The sequence below is a fragment of the Promicromonospora sp. NPDC057138 genome (assembly GCF_042670845.1).
Classification (GTDB): domain Bacteria; phylum Actinomycetota; class Actinomycetes; order Actinomycetales; family Cellulomonadaceae; genus Promicromonospora.
In genome coordinates this window covers 305,927-322,492 of record NZ_JBHUUX010000002.1, presented here as the reverse complement: position 1 = coordinate 322,492, position 16,566 = coordinate 305,927, and the positions used below count along the sequence as shown (strand labels likewise).

Annotated in this window: 16 protein-coding genes; 5 read left to right on the top strand and 11 right to left on the bottom strand. The window is 72.1% G+C overall.

The window, feature by feature from the left end; all coding sequences use genetic code 11:
• Positions 1-78: 78 nt before the first annotated feature.
• Together ACFT2C_RS03025 and ACFT2C_RS03020 are read right to left on the bottom strand one after the other, a co-directional pair.
• A complete protein-coding gene (locus ACFT2C_RS03025; protein WP_377205511.1) occupies positions 79-840 on the bottom strand; it encodes an SDR family NAD(P)-dependent oxidoreductase in 762 nt (253 codons plus the stop codon).
• A gap of 95 nt (positions 841-935) precedes the next feature.
• Positions 936-1,781 (bottom strand): SDR family oxidoreductase, encoded by an 846-nt coding sequence (locus ACFT2C_RS03020; protein ID WP_377205510.1) that lies wholly within the window; start codon positions 1,779-1,781, stop codon positions 936-938.
• Between the two features lie 111 nt (positions 1,782-1,892).
• On the opposite strand from ACFT2C_RS03020, the gene ACFT2C_RS03015 reads away from it, so the two are divergent.
• Entirely contained in the window at positions 1,893-2,891 is a 999-nt protein-coding gene (locus ACFT2C_RS03015) for a helix-turn-helix transcriptional regulator (protein WP_377205509.1), read from the top strand.
• A gap of 368 nt (positions 2,892-3,259) precedes the next feature.
• Here ACFT2C_RS03015 and ACFT2C_RS03010 read toward each other — a convergent pair whose 3' ends face one another.
• The 4 genes from ACFT2C_RS03010 to ACFT2C_RS02995 all read right to left on the bottom strand — a co-directional run bounded on the left by ACFT2C_RS03010 (position 3,260) and on the right by ACFT2C_RS02995 (position 7,310).
• Entirely contained in the window at positions 3,260-4,192 is a 933-nt protein-coding gene (locus ACFT2C_RS03010; protein ID WP_377205508.1) for a DNA-3-methyladenine glycosylase family protein, read from the bottom strand.
• A gap of 28 nt (positions 4,193-4,220) precedes the next feature.
• The gene (locus ACFT2C_RS03005) at positions 4,221-4,940 is read right to left on the bottom strand and encodes an esterase/lipase family protein (RefSeq protein ID WP_377205507.1); all 720 of its coding nucleotides are present in this window, start codon (positions 4,938-4,940) and stop codon (positions 4,221-4,223) included.
• A 22-nt stretch (positions 4,941-4,962) separates the two neighbouring features.
• Positions 4,963-6,018, bottom strand: coding sequence for a YihY/virulence factor BrkB family protein (locus tag ACFT2C_RS03000; protein WP_377205506.1), 1,056 nt, complete (start codon positions 6,016-6,018; stop codon positions 4,963-4,965).
• A gap of 95 nt (positions 6,019-6,113) precedes the next feature.
• Positions 6,114-7,310 (bottom strand): MFS transporter, encoded by a 1,197-nt coding sequence (locus tag ACFT2C_RS02995; protein WP_377205505.1) that lies wholly within the window; start codon positions 7,308-7,310, stop codon positions 6,114-6,116.
• A gap of 368 nt (positions 7,311-7,678) precedes the next feature.
• Here ACFT2C_RS02995 and ACFT2C_RS02990 point away from each other — a divergent pair, with 368 nt between their 5' ends.
• From ACFT2C_RS02990 to ACFT2C_RS02975, 4 genes are read left to right on the top strand one after another with little or no spacing between them, the layout of a single operon-like run.
• A complete protein-coding gene (locus tag ACFT2C_RS02990) occupies positions 7,679-9,001 on the top strand; it encodes an extracellular solute-binding protein (protein WP_377205504.1) in 1,323 nt (440 codons plus the stop codon).
• The gene (locus tag ACFT2C_RS02985; RefSeq protein ID WP_377205503.1) at positions 8,998-9,933 is read left to right on the top strand and encodes a carbohydrate ABC transporter permease; all 936 of its coding nucleotides are present in this window, start codon (positions 8,998-9,000) and stop codon (positions 9,931-9,933) included. The genes ACFT2C_RS02990 and ACFT2C_RS02985 overlap by 4 nt, the downstream gene beginning before the upstream one ends.
• Positions 9,930-10,796 carry a carbohydrate ABC transporter permease gene (locus ACFT2C_RS02980; protein WP_377205502.1) on the top strand — a complete coding sequence of 289 codons (867 nt, stop codon included), beginning with the start codon at positions 9,930-9,932 and terminating at the stop codon, positions 10,794-10,796. The genes ACFT2C_RS02985 and ACFT2C_RS02980 overlap by 4 nt, the downstream gene beginning before the upstream one ends.
• 7 nt (positions 10,797-10,803) lie before the next feature.
• Positions 10,804-12,060: an enolase C-terminal domain-like protein gene (locus tag ACFT2C_RS02975; protein WP_377205501.1), complete on the top strand. Its 1,257-nt coding sequence runs from the start codon at positions 10,804-10,806 to the stop codon at positions 12,058-12,060.
• Positions 12,061-12,073: 13 nt separating this feature from the next.
• Here the strand turns inward: ACFT2C_RS02975 and ACFT2C_RS02970 are convergent, their stop codons facing one another.
• The 5 genes from ACFT2C_RS02970 to ACFT2C_RS02950 form a co-directional block, all read right to left on the bottom strand.
• A complete protein-coding gene (locus ACFT2C_RS02970) occupies positions 12,074-12,826 on the bottom strand; it encodes a succinate dehydrogenase/fumarate reductase iron-sulfur subunit (RefSeq protein WP_377205500.1) in 753 nt (250 codons plus the stop codon).
• The gene (locus ACFT2C_RS02965) at positions 12,823-14,811 is read right to left on the bottom strand and encodes a fumarate reductase/succinate dehydrogenase flavoprotein subunit (RefSeq protein ID WP_377205499.1); all 1,989 of its coding nucleotides are present in this window, start codon (positions 14,809-14,811) and stop codon (positions 12,823-12,825) included. Before ACFT2C_RS02965 ends, ACFT2C_RS02970 begins: the two co-directional genes overlap by 4 nt.
• A 42-nt stretch (positions 14,812-14,853) precedes the next feature.
• Positions 14,854-15,678, bottom strand: coding sequence for a hypothetical protein (locus tag ACFT2C_RS02960; RefSeq protein WP_377205498.1), 825 nt, complete (start codon positions 15,676-15,678; stop codon positions 14,854-14,856).
• Complete coding sequence (locus ACFT2C_RS02955) at positions 15,675-15,968, bottom strand: hypothetical protein (RefSeq protein WP_377205497.1); 294 nt, start codon at positions 15,966-15,968, stop codon at positions 15,675-15,677. The genes ACFT2C_RS02960 and ACFT2C_RS02955 overlap by 4 nt, the downstream gene beginning before the upstream one ends.
• A gap of 124 nt (positions 15,969-16,092) precedes the next feature.
• Positions 16,093-16,473, bottom strand: a complete 381-nt coding sequence (locus ACFT2C_RS02950; RefSeq protein WP_377205496.1) for a VOC family protein — start codon at positions 16,471-16,473, stop codon at positions 16,093-16,095.
• Between the last annotated feature and the right edge of the window lie 93 nt (positions 16,474-16,566).

The following is a 16,566-nucleotide window of genomic DNA, read 5'->3' as shown; positions in this document are numbered from 1 at the left end:
CAGGAGATCGGTCCAGAGGTGGACCGATCTCGATGCAACCTGCCGACGTCGGATCGCCCGCTGGATCGGTTGTTCGGCTCAGGCCTGGTCGGTGGGCATGACCCACAGCTCCGCGATGGACGCGTGCCGCGGGCGGGTCACCATGTACGCGATGCCGTCCGCGATGTCCCGCGCCTCGAGGATCTCCGTGGTGGCGACGAAGTCGTCGATGTGGTCGCGCATCGCGCCGCTGTTGTGCGAGCCGAGCTCGGTCGCGACGCCGCCGGGCTCCAGCACGCCCACCCGGACGTGGCGCTGGGTGACCTCCTGGCGGAGCGACTCGGTGAAGCCGTTCACGCCGAACTTCGTGAGGTTGTACGCGCCGTAGTTCGCCCACGCGACGCGGCCGGCGATCGAGCTGATGTTGACGATGTCGGCCACCCGGCGGGGGTCGTCGTCGGCAGCCTTCAGCAGGTGCGGGAGCGCGGCGTTGGTCATGTAGAGCAGGCCCTGGACATTGACCGCGAGCATCCGCTCCCAGTCGTCGACGTCGGCGCCCACGACCGGGCCGAGCAGCATCAGGCCGGCGTTGTTGACGAGCACGTCCAGGCGGCCGAACCGGTCGATCGCCGTCTGCACGGCGACCTCGGCCTGGGCGCGGTCCGTGATGTCGGCCGCGACGGCCAGCGCAGTGCCGCCGGCCTCCTCGATCTGCGCGGCGAGGGTGTCGAGCCGGCCGGCCCTGCGGGCCACGAGCGCGACGGACGCGCCCTCCTCGGCCAGCCGCAGCGCGGTTGCCTCGCCGATGCCGCTGCTGGCGCCGGTGACGAGTGCGACCGTTCCGGTCAGGTTGGAGTTCACAGTGCCTTGCCCCTCATGTTCGTGGTTCTTTCCGGATGACGCCGCGCGCTCGTGCCGGCGGCGTCCGTGCTGCGTGGTACGTGGTGCGCCGTCGATCAGGCGTCGTAGGCCAGCGAGGCCGACAGGCCGCGGTTCTCCGCGATCTGCTCGCCGATGGTGGCGAGGTTCAGCTCGACCGCGCCCATGGCGTCCGCGCCGGCGACGAACCGCAGCGGGAGCTTGTCCGTGTCGGAGAGCGTGACCAGCGCCTCGGCGAGCTTCCTGGGGTCGCCGGCCTGCTGGCCGTTCATGCTCTTCCAGGTCTCGATGGTCCGGGCGGTGCGCTCGGCGTAGTCCTCGATCTCCAGCTCGGGCCAGATGGTCGAGGCGCCCTCGACCAGCAGCTCGGTGCGGAAGAAGCCCGGCTCGACGGCCATCGTGGAGATGCCGAAGGGTTCGACGTCGTACTTCAGCGACTCCATCCAGCCCTCCAGGGCGAACTTCGACGCGGCGTAGGCGGCGGTGAACTCCCCGCCGATCAGGCCCGCGGTGGAGGTGACGGTGATGACCTGGCCGCTGCGCTGTGCGCGCATGACCGGCAGGACCGCCCGCGTGACGTTCAGCGGGCCGAAGAAGTTGGTCTCCAGCTGCGCCCGGAACTGGTCGGGGCTGATGGTCTCGAAGTACCCGGCGTAGAAGTTGCCTGCGTTGTTGACGAGCACGTCGATGCGCCCGAAGCGGTCGACGGCCGCCAGGGTGGCGGCGGTGGCGGCGTCGGGATCGGTGATGTCGAGGGCGACGGCGAGCAGGTTCTCGTGCTCACCGATCGCGGCCTCCACGCGGTCCGCGTCGCGGCCGGTGGCGACCACCGAGTGGCCGGCGGCCAGTGCGGCCTGCGCGATGTCGATGCCGAGCCCGCGGCCGGCGCCGGTGATGAGCCAGACCTTCGTGTTGGTGTCCATGGCTCCAGGAGACGTCGCTCCGCGCGGCGCAGGGAGACCCTCTCTATAGGGTTAATGCCAGTGACCCCCTGGAACGGTGCCAGCACGGCGCCGGTGACGTACGTTCGAGTCATGGACATCCGGGACGACATCCGTGAGTTCCTGACCACCAGACGGGCCAGGCTCACCCCGGACCAGGTCGGCCTCCCCGACTTCGGCGGACGACGTCGGGTGCCCGGCCTGCGCCGCGAAGAGGTGGCCCTGGTCGCGGGCATGAGCGTCGAGTACTACGTCCGCCTGGAGCGCGGCAACGCCGCCGGGGTCTCCGAGTCGGTCCTGGAGGGCATCGGCCGCGCCCTCCAGCTCGACGACGCCGAACAGGCTCACCTCTACGACCTCGTCCGCACCGCCAACCAGGGCGCTCGTCCGCGACGGCGCCACGGACCGGCCAGGCCGCTGCAGGTGCAGGTGCGGCCCAGCGTGCAGCACCTGCTCGACACGATGGAGAACGTGCCGGTCATCGTGCAGAACGGGCGCCTGGACGCCGTCGCCACCAACCAGCTCGGGCGGGCGCTGTTCTCCCCGCTGTTCGACCGGACGCCGTTGGACCATACGCCGGCCGGCCAACGGCACGACCATCGGGAACCGCCCGAGAACCTCGCGCGCTTCGTGTTCCTCGACCCCGGTGCCCAGGAGTTCTTCCGGGACTGGGACGACACCGCGCAGCAGACCGTCGCGATCCTGCGCACCGAGGCCGGCCGCGCCCCGTACGACCGCGCGCTCAGCGACCTGGTCGGCGAGCTCTCCACGCGCAGCGACGCCTTCCGCACGCTGTGGGCTTCCCACGACGTCCGCGCACACCAGACCGGGCGGAAGAACGTCCACCATCCGGTGGTCGGTGACCTCGACCTCACCTACGAGGCCATGACCCTGGCCTCGGAACCGGGGCTCATGCTGATCGCCTACGGGACGGAGCCGGGCTCGGCGTCCGGCGACGCGCTGCGGGTGCTCGCGAGCTGGGCGGCAACGAGCCGCTGGGAGGCGGACGGCGCGGCGAGCGGACCGGCGGACAAGACGGCTGGCAAGTCCGTCAGCGGGGCCGGCGAGAGCGGCGACAAGCGAGCGGGCTGACGAGCACGCAGGCCAACGCAGGCGGTCGGGGCTCGGCCCTGAGGTCGGCTCCTGGCCTCGGCGTCGAGCCGCGAGCAATGTGCCGACCTCAGCGCGGATGACTTCGGTCAGTTGCCTCCTATGCGACCCGAGATCGGTCCCTTGCCCTGAGATCGGTCAATCAACCGACCGATCTCAGGGCAACCGACCGAAGTCAACGTGACAGGCCAGCAAGGGACCGAAGTCAACGCCAGCACACCAGCAACTGACCGAACTCAGCGCCCCCGCGTACCGAGCGGACCCCACAAGCGCTCGCGCCGCCGAGCACGCAGCTCAAGCTCAGTCGCGGTGCCGCCGCGGTTCGACGTGACCCCGGCCCGGTATTCGGGTCAGAACGCCCGGTAGTCCGCGATCGGCGTCTTCGGCCCGCGACGCGGCGCGTGGTGCCGGCCGTCCAGCATGAGCAGCCGGACCACCCGGTGCCGGTGCGGGGCGTAGGGCGCCAGCAGGCGCAGCATGCCGTCGTCGTCGGTGCGCTCGCCGGACAGCGCCCAGCCGACCGCGGCCGGCAGGTGGAAGTCGCCCACCGAGACGGCGTCCGGGTCGCCGAACGCCCGCTGCGCCACCTCGGCCGACGTCCACACCCCCACGCCCTGCACCTTCTCCAGCCGCGCACGGGCCTCCTCGGGCACCATCGCGGACGCCTCCTCGAGCCGCGGCGCCACCAGCGCGCACCGCGTCACCGTGCGGGCACGTCCGGGGTCGACGCCGGCGCGGTGCCAGTCCCACACGGGCACACGGGTCCAGGCGCGCGCGTCAGGCACGACCCACATCCCGCCCCGCAGCCCCTCGGGCGCCGGCCCCGGCGCCGGCGTCCCGTACCGGCGCACGAGCGCTCGCCACGCCCGGTGCGCTGTCACCGTCTGCACGCGCTGCTCCAGCACCGCGGGCACCAGCGCCTCCAGCACCCGGCCGCTGCGCGGCATCCGCATGCCGACGGCGCGGCGGTGGGCGTCACGCACCTGCGGGGGCGGCGCGAAGCCCGCGGCGTCGTCGTCCTCGCCGAGCAGCGCCGGCAGCGCCTCGCCGGCCTCCCGGGCGCCGTCGCCCCACAGGTGCACCACGACCTCGTGGGGCCCGGCCGGGACGAACCGCTGGGTCACCGGGCCGCTGCGCAGCAGCGACGTCCGCCAGACCGTGCCGTCCGCGGCCCGATGGAACGTCGGGTCCGCCGGGCCGTGCCCGAGCGGCCCGAGCGTCAGGCCGACGTCGAGACGCCGCGGCGACGAGTGGCGGACGGTGAGCACACTCCAGTGGACCACGCCGCGGCGCGTCTGCCGTAACCCGCGCTCAGCCGACGGCGTGCTCCGCCTCCACCCGCGCGACCTCGCGCACCACCGTGTCGACCAGGAGCGGGTGTCCGAGCGGCCGGAAGTGGCCCGACAGCGGCAGCTCGACGTTCCGCGCGCCGGGCAGGTGCCCGGTCTCGGGGATGTGCGGGTCGAACGTCGGGTAGACGGCGGTGATGCGCTCGTTGACGAGCAGCTCGCCCGCGAGCGCCAGCAGCACCGGGTCGCCCGGGTCGAACGACCGCAGCGCGCGCGAGAGCATGTACCGCGCCCAGCGCGAGCCGGCGAACGGCGTGGCGATCGCGACCATGCCGAGCACCCGGTCGCTCGCGGCCGACAGCATCACGTGCTTGCCGATGAGGCCGCCCTTGCTGTGCGCCACGAGGACGACGCCGGTCAGGTCGGCCTGCTGGAGGAGCTCGACCACGACGTCGGCCGCCTCGGGGACGGGCCGGGCGTTGTGCTTCAGTCCCGGGACGGCGTGGACGGGGTGCCCGGCACGGGTCAGCGCGTCGGCGACGGGGCCCAGGAACTCCCAGGGCTCGTAGATCCCGGGCAGGAGGACGACGGGCGCCCTGCCGAGGCACGCCGAGCCGCCGGACCCCGGACCACCGGGCCCAGCGGGCAGGCGGGAGCGCCGCACGAGGTGCCGTAGCTGCCGGTCGGTGGCCCAGGCGTAGTCCGCGGCCCAGGCGCCGAGCCGGGCGAGCCACCTGTTCATCCGACGCACTGTAGTCGGAAGCTCAGCGGTCGCCGCGGGCTCGCAGAGCCGACACCCGCAGCTCCCGGCCGCGCTCCACCTGCTGCCGCCACCTGGCCAGCCGCTTCTCGCTCGCGCGCACGTCCTTCGGCGGCAGCTGCACCGCCTCCTCGGCGGCGATGCCTTCCTGGAGCTCGCGCCCGCGCTCGAGCTCCGCGTCGAGCTCGGCGCCGAAGAGCAGCGCGAGGTTCGTGATCCACAGCCACAGCAGGAACACGATGACGCCGGCCAGCGACCTGTATGTGGCGTCGTAGCCGGCGAACGCGGCGACGTAGAGGCCGAAGCCGGCGGACGCGAGCACCCACACGAGGATCGCGACGAACGCGCCTGCGCTGAGCCAGCGCACCTTGGGCCGCCGCACGTTCGGCGTGACGTGGTACAGGATCGCGACGAGCACGACGACCAGCAGCAGCACCGCCGGCCACTTGGCGATGTCCCAGAGCATCCCGGCCGTCGCGCCCAGGCCGACGGCGTCGCCCACCGCCTGCGCGACCGGCCCGCTGAGCGCGAGCGCCGCGACGACCAGCGCCGCTATCACGACGGTCACCAGCGTGACCAGCAGCATGACCGGGCGGAGCTTCCAGACGGGGCGGCCCTCGTCGATCCCGTAGATCCGGTTCATCGTGCGCCCGAAGGCGCCGACATAGCCGGACGCCGACCACAACGCGAGCACGACACCGAGGATCAGGGCGAGCCCGGCCTGGCCCCCGGCGTCGGCGACGTTCTGGACGAGCGGCTCGACGACTGCCAGCGCGTCCGGCGGCACGATGCCCTCCATCGTGCCGATCACCCGCTCGACGGCCTGTCCGCCACTGCCCACGAGCCCGAGCACCGAGACCAGCACCAGCAGGGCGGGCGCCGCGGCGAGCACGGCGTAGCACGTCAGGGCGGCGGCAAGGTCCAGGCACTGGTCCAGGGAGAACTGCCGCACCGTGCTGCGCAGCGCATGGACCCACGCCCGTCGGCGCAGGTCCGGGGGCGCGGCGCGCTGATCATTCGACATGGCGATCCACCAGGGTGCCTCGTTGTTCTCGGCCATGTCATCCCCCAGGAAGCCATCTCCCGGAACGGGTCCGGGAGTCCTCCTGACCTCTACTCCAACGTAGGACGACGAGCGCCACTCGCAACCCAACGTCACCGGCCCCGGACGAGGACCCTCGCCAGCACCACCGCCAGCAACACCAGGACGACCCCCGCCACCGGGGCCTGCACGAACGCCCCGGACGGGCCCCAGGCGTCGGCGGCGCGGCCGGCCAGCGACGCAGCGAGCGCCGATCCGGCCGCGCTGGCGGAGTTGTTCCAGGTGAAGGCCTGCGTCAGCGCGCCTGGCCGGACCGCCCTCTCGGTCAGGACGGTCAGGAGCACGAGGGTGGGCGGTATCGCGGCCTCGGTGAGCACGACGGCGGCGCCGAGCCAGACGGCGGACGGCGCCAGCGGCAGGAGCACCGCCGTCGCCGTCAGGTAGGTCGCGGCGACGACGAGCTGGCGGGGCGCGGGGGTGGGGTGCCGGCGCAGCCCGTAGAGCCAGCCGGCGAGCAGCCCGCTGAGGCTGGCGGCGGCGATGATCGGCGTCGCCGCGGCGGGTATGCCGTGGCCGACGGCGAAGGCGGTGACCGCGACGCCCATGGTGCCGAAGTAGAGGCCGATGGCCAGGTTCAGGCACGCGAGCAGCAGGAAGGCCGGCCGCAGCAGGGAGGACCGCTCCCGGACCGCGCCGTCGGCGCTCGGTCGGGCGGGCGGGGGTGCGGTGCGGCGCTGGGCGGCGAGCGCCGCACCCCCGCCGAGGATCAGGGCCGCGGCGATGGCGCTGGCGAGCACCGCGTCGCCGGCCGCGCCGAGCGCGGTGACCAGGACGGGGCCGACGAGGAACGCGGTGGCGTTCGCCAGGGACTCCAGCGAGAACGCGGTCGGCAGCTCGTCGCCGCGCTCGGCGCGCAGCAGGTGCGCCCAGCGCGCCCCGGACAGCGCGCCGAGCTGGGGCACGGCCGCCCCGGCGCAGGTGGCGGCGACGATCGCGGCGGCCGGCGTCGTCGACACGAGGAGGCCGACGACGGCGGTGCCGTGCGCGAGGAGGTAGCACGGCAGGACGCGGGTCTGGCCGAACCGGTCGACCAGGCGGGCCAGCTGCGGGCCGACCAGCGCCTCGGCGAGGGCGAACCCGCCCGCGGCGAGGCCGGCGGTGGCGTAGGAGCCGGTGCGGTCGTGCAGCAGCCAGACGAGGCCGAGGCCCGTCATGGCGATGCCGATCCGGCCGGTCGCGGCGGTGAGAAAGAAGGCGGCGGCGCCGGGTGTGCGCAGCAGAGGGCCGTAGCCGGTGGCGGCTCGGGGCATGAGGTGTCCTCATCGCCGCCCGGCGGGACGGGCCACCCGGGGTCGCCGGTGCCTGACTACTGCTGAGTCATTACTGCTGAGTCCCGACGCGTGCGGGACGGGTGCGACCCGTGGCCCGCCTGGGGACATCCAGGACTGCGGTGGGGCGGGACACGCGCCCCCTCCGCCGCCCCCGTCACCGGGCGGAACATCGACGTTGCCCAGGACAAGGCGGACCTGGACGACTGCGCCACACGCTAGCAGACGCCCGCGAGCACCGACCTGGATGCACTCAGGGCATCAGTCCATGCCATACGGGTTTTGGACAGGCATGGAATCCGGTTCCTACGGTGACACTCACATTTCACCCCTCATGAACGACGGAGCTCATGACCAGACGCACAGCCCTCGCGGGCCTCGCCGCAGTCCTCGCCCTGACGGGATGCTCGGGCATGACCGCGGCCGCGGACGTCGACCAGGTGCCCGCGCAGGAGCAGTCGCTCGAGATCTGGCAGCGCAAGGGACCCGGTAGCCCCTCCGACCTCATCGGTCAGGAGCTCGTCCGCGAGTTCACGAAGGAGACGGGGATCCCCGCGACCATGACGTCGATCTCCGACAACTTCGAGATCAAGCTCCAGCAGCGCGCGGTCCAGCGCAACCTGCCGGACATCGTCATCAACGACACCGCGCAGCTCGGCAACATGCAGAGCCAGGGCTTCCTCCGGGAGGTCGACCGGGAGCAGATCGAGGGTTCCGAGGACATCAACAAGCGGGCCTGGGACGGCGCCCGCTCCTACTACGGCGGCTACTACGGGGTGCCGATGACGGCGCACACCGTGGCGCTCCTCAACCGGAAGGACTGGCGCGAGAACCTCGGGCTGCCGGTGCCGACCGACTGGGAATCCCTCGTCGCCATGTGGCGCGGGTACGTCGAGGACGACCCCACCGGCACGGGCGAGGAGGTGGCGGGGATCGCCGTCCCCGGAACCACCGAGCGCGGCTACATCTCGTGGAACACGTCGACCTTCTTCTGGTCCGGCGGCGGCGAGTACTTCGAGGAGACCCCCGAGGGCTACCGCTCCGCCGTCGCCGACGACGAGTCCGTCGCGGCGGCCACCTGGATCCGGGACCTCGCGTGCACCGAGGGCGTGCTGCAGCCGGGCGCCAGCAGCCAGGACACGACCAACGCCAAGGAGACGTTCCAGACGGGCGGTGCGGGGTCGTTCCTCGTCGCCCCCTACGAGCTCCCGGCGCTCGTCGATGCCCTCGGCGACGACCTCGAGGCCCTGCGGCCGCCGCCCGGCCCGGCCGGGCTCACCACCCTGGCGGAGGGCAACAACGTCTACCTCATGCAGGGCTCGGACAGCGAGAGCGCGCAGGAGCGCTTCGCGGAGTTCGTGATCTCGCCCGAGGGCCAGGAGATCGGCATGGCCGGGCACGAGGACGGCAACATCGTGCGGCTGCCCGTGAACTCGACGGTCGACATGGGCGGCATGCGGGACGCGCACGAGTGGGAGACCGTCCAGGAGCTCTACGACGACAACGGCAGGTACGTGCCCGCCGTCCCCAACTGGACCCCGTTCCTGACCGCGTCGGCGAACACGCTCAACGCCCTGATCAGCGACTGCTCGCTCGACGTCCGCACGGAGATGGAGGAGCTCGACCAGGTGTTCACGGCCGAGCTCGCCGACCAGGAGGTGCTCGCGCCATGACCGTGCTGACCAAGGACGAGGCACCCGCACCGCCCTCCTGGCGCACCCCGGCCGCGCGCCGGAGCGGCCGTCTGGGCCGCTGGTGGGTCCCGTGGGCCTTCCTCGCCCCCGCCCTGGTGCTGTTCACCTACTTCAAGTTCATCCCGATGGGCCAGGCCTTCGTGATGAGCTTCCAGGACGTGCAGCCCTACCTCGGCAACTCCTGGGTGGGCTGGGACAACTACCGCGCCCTGCTCGCCACCGACGAGTTCCTCTCCGCGGCCGGGCACACGGCGATCATCGCCGTCGCCCAGACCGCCGGCGCGGTCCTCGTCGGGTTCGCCCTCGCGCTCCTGCTCGAGGGGCAGGCGCGCCGGCTCTGGTTCGTCCGCTCCGCGGCCTTCCTGCCCGTCGTCGTGCCGACGGCGGTGATCGCCGAGCTCTGGCGGATCATCTACCACCCCACCGACGACGGGCTGGCCAACAGCATCCTCGGCCTCTTCCTGATCGAGCCGTCGCAGTGGATCAACTCCCCCGACACCTCGCTGCTGTCGGTGATCCTCGTGGGCATCTGGCGCGACGCGCCCTACGACATGATCATCATCATCGCCGGCCTGGTCGGCGTGGACCGCTCGCTCTACGAGGCGTCCGCGCTCGACGGCGCCGGCTGGGCCCGCCGGATCCGGTACGTGACACTGCCCGCGCTGCGTCCGGCCATGGCCATCCTGCTGACGCTCGCGGCGATCCGCGCCATGCGCATCTTCACGGAGGTGTACCTCCTGACCAACGGCGGGCCCAACGGGTCGAGCGAGGTGCTCATGACGCTGATCTACCGCCTCGGGTTCGAACGCGTCGAGCTCGGCGTCGCCGCTGCCGGGTCCGTCGTGCTGCTGCTGGCCACCATCGTCCTGACGCTGCTCGTGCGCTCCGGCGTGCGCAAGGAGGAATCATGAGCAGGAACCTCGACACCGCGCTGGGCCTCGGCGCCGAGAACAGCTGGTGGCTCCGGGCGATCACGGCGCTGGTCTGCGTGCTGGTCGTCCTCACCTTCGCCGGGCCGCTCGTCGCGATCCTCGTCGGGGCGTTCGACGCCAACCGCGACCCGTCCCACCTCTCCCTGGTCCCGACCGCCGTCACGCTGGACAACTGGCGCGCGGCGCTCAGCCGCGACGTGCTGCACTACCTCGGCAACTCGCTGTTCGTCGTCGGGGTCGGGCTGCTGCTGCAGATGGCCGTGTCGGTACTGGCCGCCTACGCGCTGGCCCGCAGGAAGTTCCGCGGCGCCGGGATCGTCCTCGTGCTGATCCTGGCGACCATGATGCTGCCCGAGGAGATCCTCGCCATCCCGCTCGCCGTGGTGCTGTCTGACCTGCCCGTGCTGCACCTCAACCTCACCGACTCGCTCGGCGGGATGATCCTGCCGATCGTCGCGTGGGGCTTCGCGATCCTCGTCATGACCGAGTTCATGAAGGAGGTCCCCAAGGAGCTCGAGGAGGCCGCGCGGCTCGACGGCGCGGGCGAGCTGCGGGTCTTCTGGTCGGTCGTGCTGCCGACCGTGACTCCGGCCCTCGGCGTCATCGGGGTGTTCGGGTTCACCATGATCTGGGACCAGTACCTGCTGCCGCTGCTGGTGGCCTCGGACGCGAAGAACTACACCCTGCCACTGGCGCTGAGCAGCCTGCGCGCGGACCCCGAGGTGGGCATCGGCGTCGTCCTCGTCGCCTCGACGCTGGCGATGGTGCCCTCCATCCTCGCCTTCCTCGGTTTCCAACGCTCGTTCATGCGCGGAATCTCATCGGGAGCGATCAAGGGATGAGCAAGATATGAACACCATCGACCGCACGATCGACGGCAGGATCACGGGCCTCACCGTCTACCCCCTGGCCTTCTCCGACCCGCCGCTGCTCAACGCGGCCGGCGTGCACGAGCCGCTGGCCCTGCGCACCCTGGTGCGCCTCGAGATCGGCGACGTCGTCGCGTGGGGCGAGGGTCGCGGCGACGCGCTGCCCCCTGACGTCGTCCCGGCCCTGGAGGCCGAGCTGCTGGGGCTCGACGTGTTCGCGACCTCGCGCATCGAGTCGGTGGTCGACGACGTGCTGCGGCTGCTCCGGCCCGACCTCGGGGCGCAGGCACGGCTCGTGACGTTCGCCCCGATCGAGGTCGCGGCGCTCGACGCCCAGGGCAAGCTGCTCGGCCGTCCGGTCAGCGAGCTGCTCGGCGGCGCCCTGCGCGACCGCGTCGACTACAGCGCCTACCTCTTCTTCAAGTGGTCAGGGCACATCGGGGCCGACGACGACGAGTGGGGCGCAGCCCTCGACCCCGACGGCATAGTGGCCCAGGCCAAGCGGCTGATCGACCGGTACGGCTTCCGGTCGATCAAGCTCAAGGCCGGGGCCCTGCACCCCGACGTCGAGGTCGCCTCGCTCCTCGCCCTGGCGGAGGCGTTCCCCGGGCTGCCCCTGCGGATCGACCCGAACGGGGCGTGGCGGCACGAGACCGCGCTCGACGTCGCGGGGCGGCTCGACGGCGTGCTGGAGTACCTCGAGGACCCCGTGCTCGGCATCGACGAGATGAGCCGCGTCCACGCGGAGACCGGGCTGCCGCTCGCGACGAACATGTGCGTCGTCGAGACCGAGCACATCCTGCCCGCGGTGCGGAGCGACGCCGTCCAGATCCTGCTGAGCGACCACCACTACTGGGGCGGCCTGCGCCGCACCAAGGAGCTCGCCGCGGTCTGCGCGGCGACCGGCATGGGCGTGTCGATGCACTCGAACTCGCACCTCGGCGTCTCGCTGGCGGCCATGACGCACGTGGCGGCGGCCATCCCCAACCTCGGCCATGCCTGCGACACCCACTACCCGTGGAACCGCGCGGACGACGTCGTGCCGGACGGCGGGATCGAGATCGTCGACGGCGCCGTGACCGTCCCGACGGGTCCCGGGCTCGGCGTCGAGGTCGACCGGGGGCGCGTCGAGGAGCTGCACGAGCGCTTCCTGCGGTCCGGCCGCACCGTGCGGAACGACGGCGACTACATGCGCCGGCGGGACCCGTCCTTCACGGACGCACTGCCGCGGTACTGAACGGTCGGGCGGGTCAGTCGCGGCGGCGCGAGATCGTCCGGCCCAGCCAGACCAGGGGGTCGTAGCGCCGGTCGGCGACGCGCTCCTTCATCGGGATGAGCGCGTTGTCGGTGATGTGGATCCCCTCGGGGCACACGTCGGTGCAGCACTTCGTGATGTTGCACCGGCCGAGCCCGTGCTCGTCCTGGGCCGCGGGCACCCGGTCGGCGACGTCGAGGGGGTGCATCTCCAGCTCGGCGATCCGCATCAGGAAGCGCGGGCCGGCGAACGACTCCTTGTGCTCCTCGTGGTCGCGCACCACGTGACACGTGTCCTGGCACAGGAAGCACTCGATGCACTTGCGGAACTCCTGCGACCGCTCGACGTCGGCCTGGCCCATCCGGTACTCGCCCGGCGCCAGGTCGGCCGGCGGCGTGAACGACGGGATCTCGCGCGCCATCGCGTAGTTGAACGACACGTCCGTCACGAGGTCGCGGATCACCGGGAACGTCCGCATCGGCGTCACCGTCACGACCTCGTCCTGCGCGAAGACGGACATGCGCGTCATGCACAGCAGCCGCGGCCGGCCGTTGATCTCCGCCGAGCACGACCCGCACTTGCCCGCCTTGCAGTTCCATCGCACCGCGAGGTCCGGGGTCTGCGTGGCCTGCAGCCGGTGCAGGACGTCGAGCACCACCTCGCCCTCGTTGACCTCCACCTCGAAGTCGGCCAGCGCGCCGCCGTCGGCGTCGCCGCGCCACACCCGGAACTGACCCGTGTAGCTCATGCGGTCCCTCCCTCCGGGTGCCCGGCCGGATGCCCGGCCAGCTCGGGCGCCGTGTAGTACTTCTCCAGCTCGCCGAGGTCGAACAGCGCGAGCAGGTCCTCGCGCATCGGCACCCGTTCGGCCGGTACGACGACGACGCGCGGCACCACCGCGTCGTCGTCCGGCACGTCCCCGGTGCCGCCCGAGCCGGCCGGGGCGTGCCGGACGCACCGGGTGATCAGCACTCGGTGGCGCCACTCCGGGTCCAGCCCGGGATAGTCCTCGCGGGTGTGGCCGCCGCGGCTCTCGGTGCGCAGCAGGGCCGACTGCGCCACGGCCTCGCTGACCATGAGCATGTTCCGCAGGTCCAGCGCCAGGTGCCAGCCAGGGTTGTACTGCCGGTGCCCCTCGACGAACACCTGCCGCACGCGTGCGCGCAGCTCGCCCAGCCGGTCGAGGGCGGCGGCCACCTCCGCCTCGGTGCGGATGATGCCGACGAGGTCGTTCATCATCCGCTGCAGCTCGGAGTGCAGGGTGTAGGGGTTCTCGCCGACGCCGTCCGCTCCCCCCGCCCCGCGCGACGGCGGGTCGAACGGCGCGAGCGTCATCGTCGCCGCCGCGTCGACGGGCGCGTCCCGGACCACCGGACGGCGCTCCAGCCCGGTGACGTAGTCGGCCGCGCCGAGCCCCGCGCGCCGTCCGAACACCAGCAGGTCCGAGAGCGAGTTGCCGCCGAGCCGGTTCGAGCCGTGCATCCCGCCCGCGCACTCCCCCGCCGCGAACAGCCCGGGCACGCGGGACTGCCCGGTGTCCGGGTCGACGCGGATGCCGCCCATCACGTAGTGGCACGTGGGGCCGACCTCCATCGGCTCGGCGGTGATGTCGACGTCGGCCAGCTCCTTGAACTGGTGGTACATCGAGGGCAGGCGCCGCTTGATCTCGTCGGCGGGCATGCGGCTCGCGATGTCGAGGTAGACGCCGCCGTGCGGGGAGCCGCGACCCTCCTTCACCTCGGTGTTGATCGCGCGGGCGACCTCGTCGCGGGGCAGCAGGTCGGGGGTGCGGCGGTTGGTCTCCTGGTCGTCGTACCAGCGGTCCGCCTCTTCCTCGGACTCGGCGTACTGGCCCTTGAACACGGCCGGGACGTAGTCGAACATGAAGCGCTTGCCCTCGGAGTTCTTCAGGACGCCGCCGTCGCCGCGCACGCCCTCGGTCACGAGGATGCCCTTGACGCTGGGCGGCCAGACCATGCCGGTCGGGTGGAACTGCACGAACTCCATGTCGATGAGCTCGGCGCCGGCCCGCAGCGCGAGGGCGTGGCCGTCGCCGGTGTACTCCCACGAGTTCGACGTCACCTGGAACGACTTGCCGATCCCGCCCGTCGCGAGCACGACGGCGGGGGCCGAGAAGACCACGAGCCGGCCGGACTCGCGCCAGTAGCCGAGGGCGCCGGCGATGGCGCCGCCTTCCGTCAGCAGCTCCGTGACCGTGCACTCGGCGAACACTTTGAGCCGCGCCTCGTAGTCGCCGGTCTCCGCGTGGTCGGCCTGCTGCAGCGCGACGATGCGCTGCTGCATGGTGCGCAGCAGCTCCAGCCCCGTCCGGTCGCCGACGTGCGCCAGCCGGGGGTAGGTGTGCCCGCCGAAGTGGCGCTGGCTGATCCGGCCGTCCTTCGTGCGGTCGAACAGCGCGCCGTAGGTCTCCAGCTCCCAGACCCGGTCGGGCGCCTCCTTGGCGTGCAGCTCCGCCATCCGCCAGTTGTTCAGGAACTTGCCACCGCGCATGGTGTCCCGGAAGTGCACCTGCCAGGAGTCGTGCTCGTTGACGTTGCCCATCGCGGCGGCGCACCCGCCCTCGGCCATCACGGTGTGCGCCTTGCCGAACAGCGACTTGCACACGATCGCCGTCCGCAGGCCGCGCTCGGCCGCCTCGATCGCGGCGCGCAGCCCGGCGCCCCCGGCGCCGATGACGAGGACGTCGTACTCGTGCCGTTCGATCTCCGTCAAGGCCGGGCTCCCTCTGCGGTGGTTCTTGTGCGGTTGGTGGGTTCAGCCGATGAGGCGCAGGTCCGTGATGGTCCCGCTGGCGACCAGCGCCACGTACAGGTCGGTCAGGATGAGCGTGCCGAGCGTCGTCCACGCGAAGACCGCGTGCCGGGTGTTCAGCGCGGACACCCACGTCCACAGCCGGTACCGCACCGGATGCTTCGAGAAGTGCGTCAGGCGGCCGCCCATCACGTGCCGGCACGAGTGGCAGGACAGCGTGTAGCACCACAGGAGCACCACGTTCACGAGCAGCACGAGGTTGCCGACGCCGACGACGAACCCGTCCGTCGGGTGCCGGAACGCGACCAGCGCGTCGTAGGTGTTGATGAGCGAGATGACCACCGCGACGTAGAAGAAGTACCGGTGCACGTTCTGCATGATCAGCGGGAAGCGGGTCTCGCCCGTGTACGTCGCGTGCGGCTCGGGCACCGCGCACGCCGCGGGCGCGAGCCAGAACGACCGGTAGTACGCCTTGCGGTAGTAGTAGCAGGTCAGCCGGAACAGCAGCAGGAACGGCAGGCTGAGCGCCGCGTACGGGATGAGCGGGTTGTCCGGCAGGAACATCCCGAAGTGCGACGACCCCGGCTCCGCGGCGCACCCGTAGGACACGCAGGGCGAGTAGAACGGCGTCAGATAGCGCTCGTCGGCGAAGAAGTACTGCTGCTGGAACGCCCGGACGGTCGCATAGACGAGGAAGATCAGGATGCCGACGGTGGTCGCCATCGGCGGGAGCCACCACCGGTCCGTGCGCAGCGTGCGCGCCCCGACCGCGGCGCGCCCGGGGCTGTCGACACCCCGGCCGGCGACGCCGCGTGCGGTCGCCGTCACGACCGGTCGCCGTGGTAGCCGCCGAGTCCTTCGTCGTCGGCATCGCTGAACATCGCCTCGTCCAGCGGGGTGTCGGGCAGGGGGACGTGCTCGGGCACGTGGCTGTGAACGCCCGCCGGCCGCAACGGCTCGCACGACGCGAGCTCGGCCGCGTCGATCTCCAGCCGCTCGAGGTCGTTCACGAGGCGGCGCACCTCGGGCGCCTCCCCGAAGGCGCTGCGCACGCCGGAGACGCTCTGGCGCAGCTGCTCGATCGAGCGGCGCAGCGTCGCGAATTCGCTGGTCGTCATCCGCCACCTCCTGAGTGACGCGCCTCACGACGGTGTGAGGTGCGTCACCCCAGACTCTGCCCTGAATGCGGCGACGAGGCAAGGGCGGCGCGCGGGCCCGCCGTCGGCGGGCCACCCGCTGGGCTTAGATCTCCGCCTGCGAGCTGCCGTACCGGCCCTTCGAGAGGTCGACCAGCACGAGACGGTTGCCGAACGGATCGGCGACGACCGCGACCCGCCCCACAGGAATCTCCACCGGCTCCGCGATCACGGCTCCCCCCGCAGCGACCAGCGTGGCCACGGCGTCGGGCACGGACGCCACGAGCCAGTCCGGTTCGTACGCCTGGCGCGTGGTGAGCACCAGCTCGCTGTCGCCGTCGGGCAGGGCGAGCCCCGCCTGTCCGACGGCGTCGTTCCGCCACAGCAGCTGGTGGCCGAGCCGATCGCGGTAGAACGCGAGACCGGAGTCCAGGTCGGGCACGGGGACGGTCACGGCATCGATGGCGCGAAGGATCGCATCGTCCATGGCCTTAGTCTCGGCCCGCGCTGGAGCCAAGGCGAGGCGATTCGGATCACGCGTCGACGCGGCACACTCGGCACGGGTGCGGACGCCCGGGGC